The organism is Pseudomonas sp. 8 R 14 (assembly GCF_900005955.1).
Lineage (GTDB): Bacteria > Pseudomonadota > Gammaproteobacteria > Pseudomonadales > Pseudomonadaceae > Aquipseudomonas > Aquipseudomonas marginalis.
In genome coordinates this window covers 77,104-96,317 of the sequence record NZ_CVTH01000041.1, presented here as the reverse complement: position 1 = coordinate 96,317, position 19,214 = coordinate 77,104, and the positions used below count along the sequence as shown (strand labels likewise).

Below are 19,214 nucleotides of genomic sequence, written 5' to 3'. Positions count from 1 at the left end.
GCCACGGCGTCGGCGGCGAACTGGCCCTTGCCGTGCAATTGATCGAGCAGGGACTCGAACTCAGCGTCGGTAATGTCCTCGCTGGTCGGCGCGGCAGCCGGGGCAACCGGGGCAACCGCAGCCGGCGCTTCGGCTTCGGCCTTGACGGCACTGAGGGAGCTGAGCAGTTGCTCGAACTCGCTGTCCGTCACATCCGCTTCAGGCTCCGCCACCGGTTCCGGTACGGCTTCGACCACCGGCGCTGCCGAGGTGTCGGCCGGCTCTGCATAGCGCGCCAGGGCGGCCAGCAGTTCCGGAGTGGCTGCGGTGATCGGGGCACGCTCGCGCACTTCGCTGAACATGCCGTTGACCGCATCCAGTGCTTCGAGAATCACGTCCATCAACTCCGAATCAACGTGACGCTCACCCTTGCGCAGGATGTCGAACACGTTCTCGGCGATGTGGCAGCACTCCACCAGCTCATGGAGCTGGAGGAAGCCGGCGCCCCCTTTTACAGTATGAAAACCGCGAAAAATTGCATTGAGCAGGTTCGCATCATCCGGGCGGCTTTCCAGCTCGACCAGTTGTTCGGACAGTTGCTCTAAAATTTCGCCGGCCTCTACAAGGAAATCCTGAAGGATCTCTTCATCGGCGCCGAAGCTCATGTGGGTGCTCCTTAGAAGCCTAAACTGGATAACAGGTCATCTACGTCATCCTGACCTGACACAACGTCTTCACGTTTATCGGCATGAATCTGCGGACCTTCACCCTTGGCGAGATGTTTTTGTGGATCTTTTTCAGAGAGGATCGCTTCGCGGTCATGTTCGATGCCGGCAAAACGGTCGACCTGGCCGGCCATGAGTACCAATTTGAGCAGGTTGCTTTCCACTTCGGTGACCAACTGGGTCACACGCTTGATCACCTGACCGGTCAGGTCCTGGTAATCCTGGGCGAGCAGAATGTCATTGAGGTTGCTGGAAACCGTGCGGTTTTCCTGCTCGCTGCGCGACAAAAACCCTTCGACCCGACGTGCCAGCTCACGAAACTCTTCCGCACCGACTTCACGGCGCATGAAGCGGCCCCAGTCAACGCTCAGGGCGTGGGCTTCCGTGGCCATGCCGTTGACCAGGGGCGTGGCGTTTTCCACCAGGTCCATGGTGCGGTTGGCCGCCGCCTCGGTCAGCCTGACCACATAGGACAGGCGTTCGGTGGCGTCGGTGATCTGCGAAATCTCTTCGGCCTGGGGCATGTGCGGGTCAATCTGGAAATTGACGATCGCGCTGTGCAGCTCGCGTGTGAGCTTGCCCACTTCCTGGTACAGGCCTCGGTCACGGGTCTGGTTGAGCTCATGGATCAACTGCACCGCGTCGCCGAACTGGCCTTTTTCAAGGCTGTCAACCAACTGGTGAGCATGCTTTTTCAGGGTCGACTCAAAGTCTCCCTGTGACGTTTCTTTATGCTCCATAGCTCCCCCGCGATGGCATCAGCCGTGGATGCGTTCGAAGATCTTTTCGATCTTCTCTTTCAAGGCCTGTGCAGTGAATGGTTTGACCACGTAACCGTTGACCCCGGCCTGGGCGGCTTCGATGATCTGTTCACGCTTGGCTTCGGCGGTCACCATCAACACGGGAAGGCTGCGCAATTTTTCGTCGGCACGCACGTGGCGCAACAAGTCGATACCGGTCATCCCCGGCATGTTCCAGTCCGTTACCAGAAAGTCGATGCTCCCGCTGTTGAGGATCGGAATCGCCGTAAGGCCGTCATCCGCCTCGACCGTGTTTGTGAACCCAAGGTCACGCAACAGGTTTTTTATGATCCGCCGCATCGTTGAGAAGTCATCAACGATGAGGATTTTCATGTTCTTGTCCAATTCGACCTCCAAGCAGTCTTAAACGCGCCCAGCACCTGGACGCGCCATTTCAATCAACAGGCATTACACAAAAAGGACTGCCGAGGGCACCACGGCCCGAGCCCGCGAAGGCTATCACCTTCGCGGTATCGCTTTGCAATGCTCCCCACACTGCCTGTCAGCGCGCTCGCCACTCTCCCAGACGCCCCCGCAAGCGGGCCGCGCACTGGCTGTGCAACTGGCTGACACGGGATTCGCTGACCCCCAGGACCTCACCGATTTCCTTGAGGTTCAGCTCTTCGTCGTAGTACAACGCCAACACCAACCGCTCACGCTCCGGCAAGTTGGCAATGGCGTCCGCCAACGCTCCCTGGAAACGCTCATCTTCCAGGTCACGCGACGGCTCCATATGCGTGCTCGCGCCGTCCTCATGCAGCCCTTCGTGTTCGCCGTCCTGTAACAGGTCGTCGAAACTGAACAGGCGGCTGCCCAAGGTATCGTTCAAAATCCCGTAATAATCGTCGAGACTCAATTGGAGTTCGGCCGCAACTTCGTGATCTTTAGCGTCGCGACCGGTTTTTGCTTCAATTGCACGAATTGCGTCACTGACCATGCGTGTATTGCGGTGCACCGAACGCGGCGCCCAATCGCCTTTGCGCACTTCGTCGAGCATCGCGCCCCGGATGCGGATGCCCGCATACGTCTCGAAGCTCGCGCCCTTGCTCGCGTCGTACTTGGTCGACACTTCGAGCAGGCCGATCATGCCCGCCTGGATCAGGTCTTCGACCTGGACGCTGGCGGGCAGGCGTGCCAGCAGGTGATAGGCGATGCGCTTGACCAGTGGCGCATAGCGCTCGATCAACTCGCCCTGGCTGTCACGGGCAGACTTCTTGTAAGCGTTATAGCCGTTCGCTGTCATAGCACCGGTCCTGCACTCGTCTGATGCACCAATCGCTCGACGAAAAACTCCAGATGCCCCCGAGGGTTGGCAGGCAACGGCCAGGTATCGACCTTCTGGGCAATAGCCTTGAACGCCAATGCGCACTTGGAACGAGGGAACGCTTCGTAGACTGCACGCTGCTTTTGCACAGCCTTGCGCACACACTCGTCGTAGGGAACTGCACCGACGTATTGTAAGGCGACATCGAGAAAGCGATCCGTGACCTTGGTCAACTTGGCGAACAGGTTGCGACCTTCCTGCGGGCTCTGGGCCATGTTGGCCAGGACGCGGAAGCGGTTCATGCCGTAGTCACGGTTAAGCAGTTTGATCAGGGCGTAGGCGTCGGTGATCGAGGTGGGTTCATCGCAGACCACCAGCAAGACTTCCTGCGCCGCGCGCACGAAGCTGACCACGGACTCGCCGATCCCGGCGGCGGTGTCGATCACCAGCACGTCAAGGTTGTCGCCGATGTCACTGAATGCCTGGATCAGGCCGGCATGCTGCGCCGGGCTCAGGTGCACCATGCTCTGGGTACCGGAGGCGGCCGGCACGATGCGGATCCCGCCTGGGCCCTGGAGCAGCACGTCGCGCAGCTCACAGCGCCCCTCGATCACATCGGCCAGGGTGTGTTTGGGCGTCAGTCCCAGCAGAACGTCGACGTTCGCCAGCCCCAGGTCAGCATCCAGCAGCATGACGCGACGGCCAAGCTCTGCCAGGGCCAGGGACAAATTCACTGACACGTTAGTTTTTCCGACGCCACCTTTGCCGCCGGTCACCGCGATCACCTGTACGGGATGCATGCTGCCCATTTTATTTCTTTACCTTGTCTTGCTTAGACGCAGGCTACATGGCTTGGCCGCGTGAATCGCTTGCAGACCATCGATGTAGGTACATTTCACGGTGTTCATCGCGCCTCAACCCACCCGCTTTGCCGGGTTGTGGTAAAGGTCGGCGAACATATCGGCCATCGCTTCCTCGCTAGGCTCTTCTTGCATTTGCACGCTGACAGCGCGGCTGACCAGTTGATGACGGCGCGGCAGATGCAAATCATCCGGGATCCGCGGGCCGTCGGTCAGGTAGGCAACCGGTAGTTCATGGCTGATAGCCAGGCTCAACACTTCGCCCAGGCTGGCGGTTTCATCCAGTTTAGTCAGGATGCAGCCGGCCAGACCGCAACGCTTGTAGCTATGGTACGCAGCGGTAAGAACCTGTTTCTGGCTGGTGGTTGCAAGCACCAGGTAATTTTTCGACTTGATACCACGCCCGGCCAGGCTTTCCAGTTGCAGGCGCAACGCCGGATCGCTGGCCTGCAGGCCGGCGGTGTCGATCAGCACCACGCGCTTGCGCAGCAACGGATCGAGCGCGTTGGCCAGGGATTGGCCCGGGTCGACGTGGGTGACCGGCACATTGAGGATACGGCCCAGGGTCTTGAGCTGTTCCTGGGCGCCGATGCGGTAGCTGTCCATGCTCACCAGCGCGATGCTGTTCGCGCCGTACTTGAGCACATAGCGCGCCGCCAGCTTGGCCAGGGTGGTGGTCTTGCCCATGCCGGCAGGGCCGACCATGGCGATCACACCGCCCTCTTCCAGGGGTTCGATTTCCGGGGTGGCGATCATCCGCGCCAGGTGGGCCAGCAACATGCGCCAGGCCTGGCGAGGCTCTTCGATTTCGGTGGTCAGGGCCAACAGGTCGCGGGACAACGGGCCGGACAGGCCGATGCGTTGCAGGCGGCGCCACAGGTTGGCCTGGTGCGGTTTGCTGCCTTGCAGTTGGGTCCAGGCCAGTGAACCCAGTTGCACTTCCAGCAATTCGCGCAGGCCGTTGAGTTCAAAACGCATTGAGTCGAAGACGCGCTGGTCGACTGCGGCGGCCGGGGCTGGCGCGGCAGGACGTGGCGGTTCGATGAACGTTGGCTCAACCAGCGGCTCGGCGGCGGTCAGCGGCAGGCCGGCGAACAACTGGCGATTGGTGGTGGCATCGCTGTCGCCACGCATGCTCAGCTCAGCCTGGGCCGAGACGATGCGCGAAGCAGTCTTGCGCAGCTCGTCTTCGAGTTCCATGTTCGGCACACGCGGCGCCAATGCCGAGGGGGTGTAGTCCAGGGCAGCCGTCAGCTCGACACCGCCGGCAATACGACGATTACCGATAATCGCGGCATCGGCGCCCAGCTCATCGCGGACCAGTTTCATGGCCTGACGCATATCGGCGGCGAAAAAACGCTTAACTTGCATAACCCACTACCCTCAGCCGTTGGGCCCTACTGTCGCAACGATAGTCACTTGCTTGTTGTCAGGAATTTCCTGATAAGCCAAAACGTGCAAATTCGGTACTGCCAGACGTCCAAACCGCGACAGCATCGCCCGGACCGGACCCGCCACCAGCAGAATCACCGGTTGGCCCTGCATTTCCTGGCGCTGTGCGGCGTCGATCAACGAACGCTGCAGTTTCTCAGCCATGCTTGGCTCCAGCAGAACGCCCTCTTCCTGGCCTTGTCCTGCCTTCTGAATACTATTGAGCAATATCTGTTCCAACCTTGGTTCCAAGGTGATCACAGGCAGCTCGGAGTCAAGCCCTACAATGCTTTGCACGATTGCGCGGGACAATCCGACACGCACCGCCGCCACCAGCGCGGCGGTATCTTGACTCTTGGCGGCATTGTTGGCGATAGCCTCGGCAATGCTGCGAATGTCGCGTACCGGCACCTGTTCGGCCAACAGCGCCTGCAGCACCTTGAGCAGTTGCGACAACGACAGCACGCCCGGCACCAGCTCTTCTGCCAGTTTTGGCGAGGCCTTGCCCAGCAAGCCCATCAATTGCTGGACTTCTTCGTGGCCGATCAGCTCGTGGGAGTGCTTGTACAGGATCTGGTTGAGGTGGGTTGCGACCACGGTGCTGGCGTCCACCACGGTGTAGCCCAGGGACTGCGCCTGGCTGCGCTGGCTGATTTCGATCCACACCGCCTCCAGGCCAAAAGCCGGATCTTTGGCGGTAATGCCGTTGAGGCTGCCGAATACCTGGCCGGGGTTGATTGCCAGCTCGCGGTCCGGGTAGATCTCGGCTTCGGCCAGGATCACGCCCATCAGGGTAAGGCGGTAGGCACTGGGGGCCAGGTCGAGGTTGTCGCGGATATGCACGGTGGGCATCAGGAAGCCCAGGTCCTGGGACAGCTTCTTGCGCACGCCCTTGATCCGCGCAAGCAATTGGCCGCCCTGGTTGCGGTCCACCAAGGGGATCAGGCGGTAGCCCACTTCCAGGCCAATCATGTCGATCGGGGTCACGTCGTCCCAGCCCAACTCCTTGGTTTCCTGGGCGCGGGCCGGGGATGGCAGCAGTTCTTGCTGGCGGGCAATTTCTTGTTGGGCGATGACTTTGACCTGGTTCTGCTTCTTCCAGAACAGGTACGCAGCACCGCCGGCCAGGGCCGCCATGCTCAGGAACGAGACGTGGGGCATGCCCGGCACGATACCCATGATCGCCATGATGCCCGCCGCCACTGCCAAGGCCTTGGGCGAGGCAAACATCTGGCGGCTGATCTGCTTGCCCATGTCTTCGGAGCCCGAGGCACGGGTCACCATGATGGCCGCAGCTGTAGATAACAACAGTGATGGCAATTGCGCCACTAAACCGTCACCGATGGTCAGCAGGGCGTACACCTTGCCCGCATCGCCGAAGGTCATGCCGTGCTGGAAGATCCCGACCGCCATGCCGCCGATCAGGTTGATGAACAGGATCAGCAGGCCGGCGATGGCGTCACCGCGCACGAATTTACTGGCACCGTCCATGGAACCGTAGAACTCGGCTTCCTGGGCGACTTCCAAGCGGCGGGTCTTGGCCTGGTTCTGGTCGATCAGGCCGGCGTTGAGGTCGGCGTCGATAGCCATCTGCTTGCCGGGCATGGCGTCGAGGGTAAAGCGTGCGCTCACCTCGGAAATCCGCCCGGCACCCTTGGTCACCACCACGAAGTTGATGATCATGAGGATCGCGAACACCACGATACCGACCACGTAGTTACCGCCGATCACCACCTCACCGAAGGCCTGGATCACCTTACCGGCAGCGGCGTGGCCATCCTGGCCGTGGAGCATGACCACACGGGTGGACGCCACGTTCAGCGCCAGGCGCAACAGGGTTGCCACCAGCAGGATCGTCGGGAACACCGCGAAATCCAGCGGCCGCAAGGCGTAGACGCACACCAGCAGCACGACGACGGACAGGGCGATGTTGAAGGTGAAGAACACGTCCAGCAGGAACGGCGGCATCGGCAACATCATCATTGCCAGCATGACCAGCAACAACAACGGCACACCCAGATTGCCCCGCGAGAGGTCAGTCAGGGTGCCACGGGCCGTGCTGAACATTTGAGAGCGATCCACCACCGGTATTCCTCGTTTCCTTGAAGCAAACTTTTGACGCCGGGAGGCGTCCTGGAGGCGGTATTGCAAGAAGCCTTCCAACTTTGCTTTTAGTTTCGGACCTCCTCATAAAGGACACAATCCAGCGGGTATAAATCGATTGGACTGTGGGAGGGGGCTTGCTCCCGATTGCTGAGTGTCAGGCACTGATGCTTTGACTGATCCACCACTATCGGGGGCAAGCCCCCTCCCACATTTTGAGCTGTGCACAGCCGGGGCTATCGAGGAAATTTCTGACAAGGATTTGGGGTTGCCCCTAGGAGCTGCGCTCTCTAGTCTCCGAACACCACTGCAAAAGCAGCGGACGGGCGTCGCGGCCCGGTTTACTACGGAACAAAAGCACCATCTCCCTTTCAGTAAGCGGTTTTTTATCGTCTACTGTGCGGCGTTATGGCGGCTGTGCGCGGGATACCTTCGGGTATGCCGGGTTCCTTGGTAACCGGTCCGCGAACCTGTGCACAGCTGCCACCTTCCATCGCGTCGCGGCGATCTGTGGCAGCTTCACCTTTACCGAGGAACTTCACAATGATCAAACCCACCCCAAATCCCCCGACCACAGTACTCTTCACCGTCATCGACGGCATCAGCACCGAAGACCTCCTGGTCAACCTCAGCGAAACCCTCGCCTCGGCCAACGCGCTGAGCTGTAACTTGGCCTTTGACCTGGAAGGCTCGAAACGAGAGCAATTGCTGGGAGTGACGCAGTTGATCGAACTGGCGCAGTTACTGGCGGATCGTGTGCACGCTGGCGCCGCAATAACGACCGCAGCAAGCAACGGATAATACGGACCCTAGGTGGGAGGGGGCTTGCCCCGATGGCGGTATCATTCACCTACTCAGGGTCTGACACACTGCAATCAGGGGCAATCCCTTTCCACACTTTCGAACGGGGTAAGCTTTTAAAGAGGTCGCATATTCCCGGCCTGCGGGTCTTTGTGACCTTGCGAGATGTCATGTTCCTCTGGCAGTGAGAGAACAATCAAACACCGAGCAATTCCACATCAAAGCAGAGTGTTGCATTTGGTGGGATTACCCCCCCAGCGCCCCTTGCCCCATACCCAAGCTGAGGAGGGATGATCAACCTTCGCTGCCCGCCGACCTTCATTCCTTGCACACCCTCATCCCACCCACGAATAACTTGACCCGCACCCAATGCAAACACGAATGGATCGTTGCGATCACGGCTCGAGTCAAACTTGGCCCCTTGTACGCCATTTTCCCAAAGCCAACCCGTGTAATGAACGCTGACACGCTGGCCAGCCTTGGCTTCAACACCTTCACCCTCTGTCGTGTCCCCATACTGAAGACCGCTGTCGGTAGTGATCATCAGAACCCCCTCCTTCCTCAACAAGATTTACGCACAACGTGCGCGTTCCGCCCCATCAGACCGCGATACCGTGGCGGCGGCTACTGTTAAAGTTGACAGGTAGCAAGTACAACTCACTAGCAAAGGCCCAACGGCCAACTGAGCTTGTCGAGGTGAAATCGGGGCCAAATGTTGGAGGGGGCTTCTCCCCGATAGCAGTGTGTCAGGCCAAGGGCAGGTCACTGATACACCGCTATCGGGGGCCCCCTCCCACATTTGGGTCGGTGGACATCAGCCGTTACTGAGGAAATTTTCGACCGTGATTCTGGGCTGCCCACAGGAAACTCGATTTCCAGTCTCCGTACACCGCTTCACACGCAGCGGTCTGGCGTCGCGGCCCGGTTGATCAAGCATCGCCCTGCGAGAACGATCACAACGATCAAAGGACGTGGACGTCTTCAGCCTGAGCACCTTTGGGCCCCTGGGCAACCTCGAACTCTACTTTTTGCCCCTCTTCGAGCGTCTTGTAGCCGTCGCCCTTGATCGCCGAATAGTGGACGAAGACATCTCCACCCCCATCCTGACTGATAAAGCCGTATCCTTTTTCGCCGTTAAACCATTTCACCGTGCCTGTCGACATTGCCGCTCTCCTGACACCCCGCCCAGAAAACCAGGCGAGACTCACTGGATAATCTTGATGTTTGACGCGAATACGCCCTCAGGGCGGTGGATTCTCGAAAACTGCACTCTCTGACCTTGCTTGAGCCAAATCCCAGTAGAACTCGTGAGGTCCACCCGCACACGTTCGTCGTCGCGATCCATTGCAATCACGCCCACGCCTGTTTTGTGGTCGTATGTCTCGACCGTGCCTTTCATCACCTCCATCGCAATACCCTCTACCTCACGCACCGCAAAGTGCGTGGAATTCCCGGAGCTATAAAACCGCGATAAGGAGACGGCGACTACTGTCAAAGTTGACAGGTAGACGGGGCTTAACGACGAGTGGTAGAGGCTGGCGACGGTCAAGGGGCTGCCGCGCAGGCAGGCGCGGGGCAAGCCCGCTCACCACAAAGAAGCTCGTCCAGCACCACGGGGGGAAGGTCAAGAGTCGCGGCGCAACTCTGGCGGAATCGGCAGGTCTTTGAGCGGATCCGGGCGCTTGCCCTTGCCCGCGCGGTATTGGCGAATCTGATAGACATACGCCAGCACCTGGGCCACGGCCAGGTACAAACCTGCCGGGATTTCCTGGTCGAGGTCGGTGGAGTAGAAGATCGACCGCGCCAGTTCCGGGGATTCGAGCAGCAGGATGTCGTTGGCCACCGCGATTTCGCGGATTTTCAAGGCGGTAAAGTCGCTGCCCTTGGCCAGCAGCATCGGCGCGCCGCCCTTCTCCGGGTCGTACTTGAGGGCCACGGCGTAGTGGGTCGGGTTGGTGATGACCACGTCGGCGTCGGGCACCGAGGCCATCATCTTGCGCTGGGACATTTCCCGCTGCAGCTGGCGGATGCGTTGCTTGACCTCGGGGCGGCCTTCCTGATCCTTGTGCTCGTCGCGCACTTCCTGCTTGGTCATCAGCAGTTTCTTGTGGCTTTCCCACAACTGGATCGGCGCATCCACCGCCGCGATGATGATCAGCCCGGCGGCCATCCACAGCGCACTCCAGCCCACCACCTGCACGCTGTGGATGATCGCCGACTCCAGGGGTTCATGGGCGATGCGCAGCAGGTCGTCGATGTCGGACGACAACACCATCAGTGCCACGAACAGAATCAGGATGAACTTGGCCAGGGCCTTGAGCAGCTCCACCAGGGCCTTGGCGGAGAACATGCGCTTGAGACCGGCCGCAGGGTTCATGCGGCTGAACTTGGGTGCCATGCTGCCGGCGGCGAACAGCCAGCCGCCGAGGGCGACCGGGCCGATCAGTGCGGCCAGCAGCAGGGTGATCAGGATCGGCTGCACCGCCAATATCGCGATCTTGCCCGAGTGCAGCAGGTATTGGCCCATGGAGCCGGGGTTGAGCAGCACATCGCGGGGCAAGGTGAAGTTGTGCTTCATCAGCTCCATCAAGTCCAGCGCCAGGCCGCCACCATAGATCAGCAAGGCACCGGATCCGGCCATCATGGTCGCAACGGTGTTGAGCTCCTTGGAACGGGCAATCTCGCCCTTTTCCCTGGAGTCCTTTTTACGCTTCTCCGTGGGGTCTTCTGTCTTGTCCTGACCACTCTCGCTCTCGGCCATGGCTCAGCGCGCCCGTGCCAGATCACGTAGGAACTGCAAGGCGTCGGTCGCCAGCGGTTGATACTGATTGAGAATGTCGGCCAGGCCGACCCAGAAAATCCCCATGCCCAGCACCAGGGTCAAGGGGAAACCAATGGAGAAAATGTTCAGCTGTGGCGCCGCGCGGGTCATGACGCCAAACGCGATGTTGACCACCAGCAAGGCCGTGATCGCCGGCAGTACCAGCAACAGCGAGGCACCGAGCACCCAACTGAGACGCCCCACCAGCTCCCAGAAGTGATTGACCACCAGCCCGGAGCCTACCGGCAAGGTGGTGAAGCTTTCGGTCAACACCTCGAACACCACCAGGTGGCCGTTCATGGCCAGGAACAACAAGGTCACCAGCATGGTCAGGAACTGCCCGATCACCGCCGCCGATACGCCGTTGGTGGGGTCGACCATGGACGCGAAGCCCATGCCCATCTGGATCGAGATGATCTGCCCGGCGATCACGAACGCCTGGAAGAACAGTTGCAGCGAAAAGCCCAGCAGCGAGCCGATCAGGATCTGCTCGGCAATCAGCATCAAGGCACTGAGGTCGAGTGCGTTGACCGGGGGCATCGGCGGCAGGCCAGGCACGAGCACCACGGTGATCGCCACGGCGAAATACAGGCGGATGCGGCGCGGCACCAGGGTAGTACCGAACACCGGCATGCTCATCAGCACCGCCGTCACCCGGAACAACGGCAGGATGAACGAGGCCACCCACGTGCTGATCTGGGTGTCGGTCAATGCCAGCAAGGACTGCATCGGGTCAGCCGATCAACTGCGGAATACTGCCGTACAGCTGCAGGATGTATTCCATGAAGGTTTGCACCAGCCACGGGCCGGCGACAATCAGGGTGATCAGCATCACCAGCAGGCGCGGCAGGAAACTCAAGGTCTGTTCGTTGATCTGGGTCGCGGCCTGGAACATCGCCACCAGCAGGCCCACCAACAGGCTCGGCACCACCAGCACGGCAACCATCACGGTGGTCAGCCACAGTGCTTCACGGAACAGGTCGACGGCGACTTCTGGGGTCATGCTGCTTCACCTAACACATCACACCCCTCCGAAACTGCCGGCCAACGTGCCGATAATCAGCGCCCAGCCGTCCACCAGCACAAACAGCATGATCTTGAACGGCAATGAAATAATCAGCGGCGACAGCATCATCATCCCCATGGCCATCAGCACGCTCGCCACCACCAGGTCGATGATCAGGAACGGGATAAAGATCATGAAGCCGATCTGGAATGCGGTCTTCAGTTCCGAGGTGACGAACGCCGGCACCAGGATGGTCAGCGGCGCCTGGTCCGGGGTCGCGATGTCGGTACGCTTGGACAGGCGCATGAACAGCTCAAGGTCGCTGGAGCGGGTCTGCGACAGCATGAAATCCTTGATCGGCCCTTGCGCCCGGTCAATCGCAACCTGGGCCGTGATGGTCTCGGCCAGGTACGGCTGCAGGGCTTGCTGGTTCACCTTGTCGAACACCGGCGCCATGATGAACAGCGTCAAGAACAATGCCATGCCGGTGAGGATCTGGTTCGACGGCGTCTGCTGCAGGCCCAGGGCCTGACGCAGGATCGAGAACACGATGATGATCCGCGTGAAGCTGGTCATCAGCATGACAAACGCCGGGATAAAGCTCAGCGCAGTCATGATCAGCAGGATCTGCAGGCTGACCGAATACTCCTGGGCCCCCGCGGCGTTGGTACCCAGCGTAATCGCCGGGATCGACAACGGGTCGGCGGCCAGCGCCAATGGCGCGGCCAGCAACAGCATGAGCGTCAATAAAACGCGCATTACTTCTTATCCTTCTGATCCTTGCCCAGCAATTCCATCAGGCGCTGGGCGAATTCTGGCGTGGCGGGCTGGGATTGGGTGGTGGGCACCGGGGTCTTGAGCACATGCAGCGGCGTGATTCGGCCGGGGGTAATGCCCAGCAGGATCTGTTCCTCGCCCACTTGCACCAGCACCAGCCGGTCACGCGGGCCGAGGGCGCGCGAGCCGATCATTTCGATGACCTGGGCATTGCCCGGGCCGATGCTCTGCACACGACGCATCAGCCAGGCCAACACGAAGATCAAGCCGACCACCAGCAACAGGCCCAGCACCAGCTGCGTCAGTTGCCCGCCAACGCTGCCGCCGACGGGCGCAGCGGCAACTTGGGCCGCCGGCTCCGCCGCCCACGCCACCAATGGCAGCGCGGCGAACAGTCCCACCATCAGCCGTTTCATATCAGCGCAACTTCTTGATGCGTTCGCTTGGGCTGATCACGTCGGTCAGGCGGATGCCGAACTTTTCGTTGACCACCACCACTTCGCCGTGGGCGATCAGGGTGCCGTTGACCAGCACGTCCAGCGGCTCACCGGCCAGGCGATCCAGCTCGATCACCGAGCCCTGGTTGAGTTGCAGCAGGTTGCGGATGTTGATGTCGGTACTGCCCACTTCCATGGAGATCGACACCGGGATGTCGAGGATCACGTCCAGGTTCGGCCCATCGAGGGTCACCGGGTCGTTGTTCTTCGGCACGCTGCCGAATTCTTCCATGGGCAGGCGATTACCCGCTGGTGCTGTGGCGGCATCAGCGGCCAGCAGTGCGTCGATATCATCCTGGCCAACATCGCCGGTCTCTTCCAGGGCCGCAGCCCACTCGTCAGCCAGGGCCTGGTCTTCGGCGGAAGTGTTTTCGTGTTCGGTAGCCATTACATGTCCTCGGCGGAGCAAACATTCATAAATAGGGATCAGCGACGGTTGATCGGCTCAACCACTTGCAAAGCGAGGTTGCCCTTGTGGGACCCCAGCTTGACCTTGAACGACGGCACGCCGTTGGCGCGCATGATCATTTCGTTCGGCAATTCGACCGGGATAATGTCCCCCGGCTGCATGTGCAAAATATCCCGCAGGCGCAACTGGCGCCGGGCCACGGTGGCGCTCAGCGGCACGTCGACATCCAGCAGGTCTTCGCGCAGGGCCTTGACCCAGCGTTCGTCCTGGTCGTCCAGGTCGGACTGGAAGCCGGCGTCGAGCATTTCGCGCACCGGCTCGATCATCGAGTACGGCATGGTCACGTGCAGGTCGCCGCCACCGCCATCGAGCTCGATGTGGAACGTGGACACCACAATGGCCTCGCTCGGCCCGACGATGTTGGCCATGGCCGGGTTCACTTCCGAGTTGATGTACTCGAAATTGACTTCCATGATCGCCTGCCAGGCTTCCTTCAAGTCAATGAAGGCCTGTTCCAGCACCATGCGCACCACGCGCAATTCGGTAGGGGTGAATTCACGGCCCTCGATCTTGGCGTGACGGCCGTCACCGCCGAAGAAGTTGTCCACCAGCTTGAACACCAGCTTGGCGTCGAGGATGAACAGCGCGGTACCGCGCAATGGCTTGATCTTGACCAGGTTGAGGCTGGTGGGCACGTACAGCGAGTGCACGTACTCGCCGAACTTCATCACCTGCACGCCGCCCACCGCCACGTCCGCCGAGCGGCGCAGCATGTTGAACATGCTGATCCGGGTGTAACGGGCGAAACGTTCGTTGATCATCTCAAGGGTCGGCATGCGTCCACGGACGATGCGATCCTGGCTGGTCAGGTCATAACTTTTGACGCTGCCGGGCTCGGCAGCCATTTCAGTCTGTACCAGACCGTCGTCGACGCCATGCAACAGCGCGTCGATTTCATCCTGGGACAGCAGGTCCTGCACGGCCATGGGGTGATCCTACTGCAATACGAAATTAGTGAAGAGCGCCTGCTCGATCACGACTTTGCCGAGCTCCTTCTGGGCCACTTCCTGCACGCTGGCAGTGACCTTCTGGCGCAGCATTTCCTGGCCCACCGGGGTGGCCAGGGTGTCGAAACTCTGCCCGGAAAACAGCATCACCAGGTTGTTGCGGATCACGGGCATATGCACCTTGAGGGCATCCAGGTCCGACTGGTTACGCGCCAGCAAAGTGATGCTCACCTGCAGGTAGCGTTGACGACCGTTCTGGTTGAAGTTGGCGACAAAGGCCGGAAGCATCGGCTCGAAGATTGCCGGTTGCTTGGCGTTAGTGGCGGTTTCGGCGGCAGGTGCCGGCTTGCTGGCACTGCTGTGCATGATGTACCAGGTGCCGCCCACCGAGGCGCCGATGGCCAGGAGCAGGCCCACGACAATCATCAGGATAAGCTTGAGCTTGCCTTTGCCTGCGGGTGCGGGTGCTTTTGCTGCGTCGTCGCTCTTCGCCATGCCAATAATCCGTCACTATTCGGGGATTCATAGATCTACGGAAAGGCAAGAGCAAGTGTTATGCCAGAGTTGGTTGGCTGAACGCAGACGAGGGAACACCACAAATCAAGTGTGGGAGGGGGCTTGCCCGATGAGGGTGTATCAGTCAACTGATGCATGAACTGACACACCCTCATCGGGGCATAAGTATCTACACAACTTCAGTAGGATAACGCGTAGCAGCTGTCGAGCCTTGGCGAGGCTGCGTCGGCGGTGTGTCAGACGCGCCGCAAACGCAGCCTCGCCAAGGCTCGACAGCTGCTACGCAGGGGACTCGGCTCAAGATGTGTAGATACTTATGCTCATCGGGGGCAAGCCCCCCTCCCACATTTTGTCCTATGCCAGACTTACATCAGGCGTAGTAATCGACGGCGCTGGAGCCGATCACCGTCGAAGTCACGGGCGCCACGGCTTCGGCCACTTCAATGTGGCTGCCGCTGTCGCCGCTGTCGCCACCCCGCCCGCTGCGACTAACGCCCCCCGTCTGCGCCTGCTGCCGCTGCTGCTCCTGGCCACGGGACTGGTCGGACACGTTCACATCCACCTGCCCCATGCCCTGCTGGGCGAACATCTCGCGCAAGCGACCGGACTGGCTTTCCAGGGCTTCACGCACCACCGGGTGGGCGCTCATGAAGTTGACCTGGGCCTGCTGGTCGGCGGTCATGTTGACCTTGATGTCCAGGCGCCCGAGCTCAGCCGGCTGCAACTGGATCTCCGCCGACTTGAGGTTGGCGCTGGAGAGGTACATCACACGGTTGACGATCTCGTCGGTCCAGCCGCTCTGATGCATGGCCAGCGGCGCATTCGTCACCGGCGGCAAGGCATTCGCGGTTTTCGGCGTGGCCGCCTGGGTCAATGCGGCCAGGCGGTTGGCGAAGTCATCGACGCGGGTGTCGCTGCTGGCCTCCTTCAAGTCCTTGAGGCCGCCTTCGATCAAGCCGCTGAAGGCCTTGTCGCCACCCTGGTCCGTACTGTCCTTGGTGGCTTGCTGGTCGACCATGGTGGCCAGGCCAGCGGCAAAGTTCTGGGCGGCGGTTGGCTGGTCCTGGGTGGTCGTCGGTGCGGTTTTGGCCGGTGCCTGGCTGCTGGCCGACACATGCCCGCCCTGCTCCATTGCCAGGCGTACGGCCGGCATGGCGTCCAGGGGATCGGCCTCAGGGTCGAAGGCCGGCGTGGCGTCCTCGGTCGCTGCGATTGGCGCCGCAACCACGGGTGCGGCCTTATCATCCTTGGCAGCGGCAACGGGTGCCGGGGTTTCCACCGGTACTGGCACCACCACCACCGGGGTGACCGTGGCAATCAATGCCGGGTCGACCACCGGGTCCACCGCAGGCTGCTGCGCCAGGGCCGGATCCACAGGTGCAGCGTCATCCTTGCTGGCAGTGTCGTCGGACGATGCCGCAGGCTTGGCAGGCAAGGTATTGCCGCTATCGGCAACCGCTGGCGTGGCGGCGGCAGGTTTGTCGTTGCCCGCCGCAGGCTTGGCGCTGGCATCGGCAGGCTTGTCCCGCGTGGGCTTGGCCGAGTTGTCATCAGCCTTGACCGTGGGTTTGGAACCCTGGCTGGCGAACACCTGAGCGAAGCCAGGGCCCTTGTCCCGTGGGTCCGCAGCCACTGCCGGTGGATTGACGGCAGGCGCTTGAGGCTTGGCCGCAGGGGCAGCCTGGAGAAGCGAATTCGGGGCGACTGGCATAGGTAAAGGTCTCCACTGCATGGGGATCGGGGATGCAGTATCAGGAGGTAGAGCAAGAGTCGGGCCAGGTTTTCAAACTGATGGAATCAAATCTGGAACCGCTGCCGCTCCGACTCATACATCGGCTTCACCAAGGCAAACTCATGATCGATCTGATCCACCAGCGCCCCCAGGTCCGCCGCGGCCTCGACCGACTCCGCCTCCAAGCGCTGGCACAGGTACGCCAACCGCACTGCGCCGAGGTTGCCACTGCTGCCCTTGAAGCTATGGGCGATACGCCCCAGTGCCTTGGCGTCGTCCCGTGCCTTGCGCAACGCTTCGACGCGTTTTTGGGAATCATCGAGGAAGGTATCGAGCAGCTTGGGGTACTCGCCTTCCATGACCTCCTGCAAACCCGACAACACGTCCGGGTCCATATGAATCTCAGCCACTTGCTCGCTCCTTGATCAAGAATCGGCGGATTATGCCAGAGCCCCCCAGCAAAACTCTACGCAGACACTGCGCCCGCCGTCGGACCAGCGCACCTCGCTGCTGAGTTGACGCACCAGGCTCAGGCCCCGACCGGACAGGCAATCAATGTCCAGCGGCCGGGCCAGCACCTGCTCCACGTCGAACCCTGGCCCACTGTCTTCAACGCGCAGGGTCATCTTGCCGCCCGCCTCGGTGGGCACCACCTGCACATGCACGCGCACATAACCACTGTTCAGCTGCGCCAGGCGGTCATTGCGCTGGCGATAATACTCGGCAAAGCCCCGGGCATCGCGCTTGAGCCGCGAGTCCAGGCCCAGCACACCATGTTCCAGCGCATTGGAATACAACTCGGCCATGACGCTGTAGAGCGCCCCGCTCTGCTCGCGCAGCCCCTGGATCTCCAGCAGCAGTTGCAGCAGGTAGGGCAAGGGGTTGTAACGCTTGAGGGTTTCGGCACGAAATTCGAAACTCACCGACCAATCCAGCGGGCACGACTGGCCGCTGTCAGCATACAACGGCCCGGTGGCCCGCAGCGGCTGCCCGGGGCGCAGTGTGATTTCCACCATGCTCACATCATCCCGCGTCACACCGCGAAAGGCCGCCAGGGCCTGCTCGATGTCGTCGAAGAGCCGGTCGGGCTCACGGTTGGCGGCAAAGACCTGCTGCAAGCGCTCGACGCCAAACAGCTGGTCGTTGGCGTCGGCGGTGTCCAGCACACCATCGGAGAGCAGGAACACGCGGTCACCCAGCGCCATGGGCCAGACCTCGGTGCGATCATCAAACGCCTCAGCCGACAGCACCCCCAACGGCAAATGCCGCGACTGCAGCGGCACGCGCTTGCCGCTGGCGACTTCATGCACATAGCCTTCGGGCATGCCGCCGTTCCACACCTCCACCACCCGTCGCTGCGTGCTCAGGCACAGCAGGGTGGCGCAGCAGAACATATCCACCGGCAGGATGCGCTTGAGCTTGGCATTCATCTCCCGCAGGATCTGCGCCAGGCCGTAGCCCTTGGCAGTCATGCCGTAGAACACCTCCGCCAGGGGCATGGCGCCCACCGCCGCCGGCAGGCCATGGCCGGTGAAATCGCCGAGCAGCACGTGCATGTCGCCCGACGGCGTATATGCCGCCAGCAGCAGGTCGCCGTTGAACAGCGCATAAGGCGATTGCAGGTAGCGGATATTCGGCGCCGCGTTGATGCAGCCGGAATGGGCGACTTTATCGAACACCGCCTTGGCCACCCGCTGCTCACGCAACAGGTACTCATGGTGCCTGGCGATCTGGTCACGCTGCTGCAGCATCGTCGCCTGCAGCCGGCGCAGGCGGTCCATGGCGTTGATCTTGGCCGCCAGGATCAGCTGGTTGTAGGGCTTGGGCAGGAAATCATCGCCGCCGGCATCCAGGCACTCGGCCAGGGCGGCACTTTCGCGCAGGGACGTGAGGAAGATGATCGGCACCAGCTCCTCCCCCGCCAACTGCTTGATCCACCGCGCGGCGGCCAGGCCATCCATCACGGGCATGATCGCGTCCATCAACACCAGTTGCGGACGCTCGCGCGCGAACAGTTCAACGGCCTCCTCGCCATTGGTTGCAGTGAGCACCTGGTGCCCCTGGCGTCGCACAATGGTCGACAGCAACAGCAGGTCGGCGGCACTGTCTTCGGCGATCAGGATCGTCAGCGGCTCAACCGCGGGGGCCAGGGCGCTCAATTGATGTCGAACAATTTGTCGAAGTTGGAGATGGCGAGGATCTTGCGCACATCGGAGTTGGTGTTGATCACCTGGACCTCCGACTCCTCGCCGCCGGCATGGTCCCTCAACAGCAGGAGCATGCCCAGGGCCGAACTGTCCATATAAGTGGTTTCCTTCAGATCGACCACATACGACTCAGGCACCTTGTAGAAACGCTCGTAAGCCTCACGAAACGCCTGGTGGCTGCTGAAATCGAACCGACCCTTGATTGCGATCGTCAACTTCTTCCCGTCCAGGGATACTTCTGACTCGATTGACATGCGACTGCTTCCTTGTCATAGGCAT

Annotated in this window: 23 protein-coding genes; 1 reads left to right on the top strand and 22 read right to left on the bottom strand. The window is 61.1% G+C overall.

From position 1 onward, the window contains the following. From BFQ01_RS08860 to flhA, 7 genes are all read right to left on the bottom strand, one after another. The coding region (locus BFQ01_RS08860; RefSeq protein WP_176718740.1) for an Hpt domain-containing protein at positions 1-644 on the bottom strand (644 nt) is incomplete at its 3' end. Positions 645-655: 11 nt separating this feature from the next. Next, positions 656-1,444 (bottom strand): protein phosphatase CheZ, encoded by a 789-nt coding sequence (locus BFQ01_RS08855; protein WP_065924973.1) that lies wholly within the window; start codon positions 1,442-1,444, stop codon positions 656-658. Between the two features lie 18 nt (positions 1,445-1,462). Beyond that, positions 1,463-1,837 (bottom strand): chemotaxis response regulator CheY, encoded by a 375-nt coding sequence (locus BFQ01_RS08850; RefSeq protein ID WP_160385018.1) that lies wholly within the window; start codon positions 1,835-1,837, stop codon positions 1,463-1,465. 169 nt (positions 1,838-2,006) lie between these two features. Continuing rightward, a complete protein-coding gene (gene fliA, locus BFQ01_RS08845; protein WP_065924972.1) occupies positions 2,007-2,747 on the bottom strand; it encodes an RNA polymerase sigma factor FliA in 741 nt (246 codons plus the stop codon). Further along, entirely contained in the window at positions 2,744-3,577 is an 834-nt protein-coding gene (gene fleN, locus BFQ01_RS08840) for a flagellar synthesis regulator FleN (protein WP_003192912.1), read from the bottom strand. The genes fliA and fleN overlap by 4 nt, the downstream gene beginning before the upstream one ends. Before the next feature lie 105 nt (positions 3,578-3,682). Further along, positions 3,683-4,999, bottom strand: a complete 1,317-nt coding sequence (gene flhF, locus BFQ01_RS08835; RefSeq protein ID WP_065924971.1) for a flagellar biosynthesis protein FlhF — start codon at positions 4,997-4,999, stop codon at positions 3,683-3,685. Positions 5,000-5,011: 12 nt separating this feature from the next. After that, positions 5,012-7,126, bottom strand: coding sequence for a flagellar biosynthesis protein FlhA (flhA, locus tag BFQ01_RS08830; protein ID WP_370671248.1), 2,115 nt, complete (start codon positions 7,124-7,126; stop codon positions 5,012-5,014). Positions 7,127-7,705: 579 nt separating this feature from the next. Between flhA and BFQ01_RS08825 the strand changes: the two genes are divergently transcribed. Then, positions 7,706-7,963, top strand: a complete 258-nt coding sequence (locus BFQ01_RS08825; protein WP_065924970.1) for a DUF6124 family protein — start codon at positions 7,706-7,708, stop codon at positions 7,961-7,963. 196 nt (positions 7,964-8,159) lie between these two features. On the opposite strand, the gene BFQ01_RS08820 is transcribed toward BFQ01_RS08825, so the two are convergent. The 15 genes from BFQ01_RS08820 to BFQ01_RS08750 form a co-directional block, all read right to left on the bottom strand. Continuing rightward, the gene (locus tag BFQ01_RS08820; protein WP_065924969.1) at positions 8,160-8,507 is read right to left on the bottom strand and encodes an FKBP-type peptidyl-prolyl cis-trans isomerase; all 348 of its coding nucleotides are present in this window, start codon (positions 8,505-8,507) and stop codon (positions 8,160-8,162) included. 418 nt (positions 8,508-8,925) lie between these two features. Next, on the bottom strand, positions 8,926-9,126 hold the full coding sequence (locus tag BFQ01_RS08815) for a cold-shock protein (RefSeq protein WP_065924968.1): 201 nt from the start codon (positions 9,124-9,126) through the stop codon (positions 8,926-8,928). A 41-nt stretch (positions 9,127-9,167) separates the two neighbouring features. Next, positions 9,168-9,542 (bottom strand): cold shock domain-containing protein, encoded by a 375-nt coding sequence (locus tag BFQ01_RS32835; protein WP_256097714.1) that lies wholly within the window; start codon positions 9,540-9,542, stop codon positions 9,168-9,170. A gap of 45 nt (positions 9,543-9,587) precedes the next feature. Beyond that, positions 9,588-10,724, bottom strand: coding sequence for a flagellar biosynthesis protein FlhB (gene flhB / locus BFQ01_RS08805; protein ID WP_065924966.1), 1,137 nt, complete (start codon positions 10,722-10,724; stop codon positions 9,588-9,590). 3 nt (positions 10,725-10,727) lie between these two features. Beyond that, positions 10,728-11,513 (bottom strand): flagellar biosynthetic protein FliR, encoded by a 786-nt coding sequence (gene fliR, locus BFQ01_RS08800; protein ID WP_027603864.1) that lies wholly within the window; start codon positions 11,511-11,513, stop codon positions 10,728-10,730. A gap of 4 nt (positions 11,514-11,517) precedes the next feature. Next, complete coding sequence (gene fliQ / locus BFQ01_RS08795; protein ID WP_027603863.1) at positions 11,518-11,787, bottom strand: flagellar biosynthesis protein FliQ; 270 nt, start codon at positions 11,785-11,787, stop codon at positions 11,518-11,520. A gap of 18 nt (positions 11,788-11,805) precedes the next feature. Continuing rightward, on the bottom strand, positions 11,806-12,549 hold the full coding sequence (fliP, locus tag BFQ01_RS08790; RefSeq protein WP_065924965.1) for a flagellar type III secretion system pore protein FliP: 744 nt from the start codon (positions 12,547-12,549) through the stop codon (positions 11,806-11,808). Beyond that, the gene (gene fliO / locus BFQ01_RS08785) at positions 12,549-12,983 is read right to left on the bottom strand and encodes a flagellar biosynthetic protein FliO (RefSeq protein ID WP_065924964.1); all 435 of its coding nucleotides are present in this window, start codon (positions 12,981-12,983) and stop codon (positions 12,549-12,551) included. The genes fliP and fliO overlap by 1 nt, the downstream gene beginning before the upstream one ends. Before the next feature lies 1 nt (position 12,984). Continuing rightward, complete coding sequence (gene fliN, locus BFQ01_RS08780; protein ID WP_027603860.1) at positions 12,985-13,452, bottom strand: flagellar motor switch protein FliN; 468 nt, start codon at positions 13,450-13,452, stop codon at positions 12,985-12,987. Between the two features lie 38 nt (positions 13,453-13,490). Beyond that, positions 13,491-14,459 carry a flagellar motor switch protein FliM gene (gene fliM, locus BFQ01_RS08775; RefSeq protein ID WP_065924963.1) on the bottom strand — a complete coding sequence of 323 codons (969 nt, stop codon included), beginning with the start codon at positions 14,457-14,459 and terminating at the stop codon, positions 13,491-13,493. Between the two features lie 9 nt (positions 14,460-14,468). Further along, on the bottom strand, positions 14,469-14,975 hold the full coding sequence (gene fliL / locus BFQ01_RS08770; RefSeq protein WP_065924962.1) for a flagellar basal body-associated protein FliL: 507 nt from the start codon (positions 14,973-14,975) through the stop codon (positions 14,469-14,471). 391 nt (positions 14,976-15,366) lie between these two features. Next, positions 15,367-16,707 (bottom strand): flagellar hook-length control protein FliK, encoded by a 1,341-nt coding sequence (locus BFQ01_RS08765; RefSeq protein WP_065924961.1) that lies wholly within the window; start codon positions 16,705-16,707, stop codon positions 15,367-15,369. Between the two features lie 86 nt (positions 16,708-16,793). Continuing rightward, on the bottom strand, positions 16,794-17,138 hold the full coding sequence (locus BFQ01_RS08760) for an Hpt domain-containing protein (protein ID WP_065924960.1): 345 nt from the start codon (positions 17,136-17,138) through the stop codon (positions 16,794-16,796). Between the two features lie 30 nt (positions 17,139-17,168). Further along, entirely contained in the window at positions 17,169-18,887 is a 1,719-nt protein-coding gene (locus BFQ01_RS08755; protein ID WP_065924959.1) for an ATP-binding SpoIIE family protein phosphatase, read from the bottom strand. Beyond that, positions 18,884-19,189, bottom strand: a complete 306-nt coding sequence (locus BFQ01_RS08750; protein ID WP_027603854.1) for an STAS domain-containing protein — start codon at positions 19,187-19,189, stop codon at positions 18,884-18,886. The genes BFQ01_RS08755 and BFQ01_RS08750 overlap by 4 nt, the downstream gene beginning before the upstream one ends. Between the last annotated feature and the right edge of the window lie 25 nt (positions 19,190-19,214).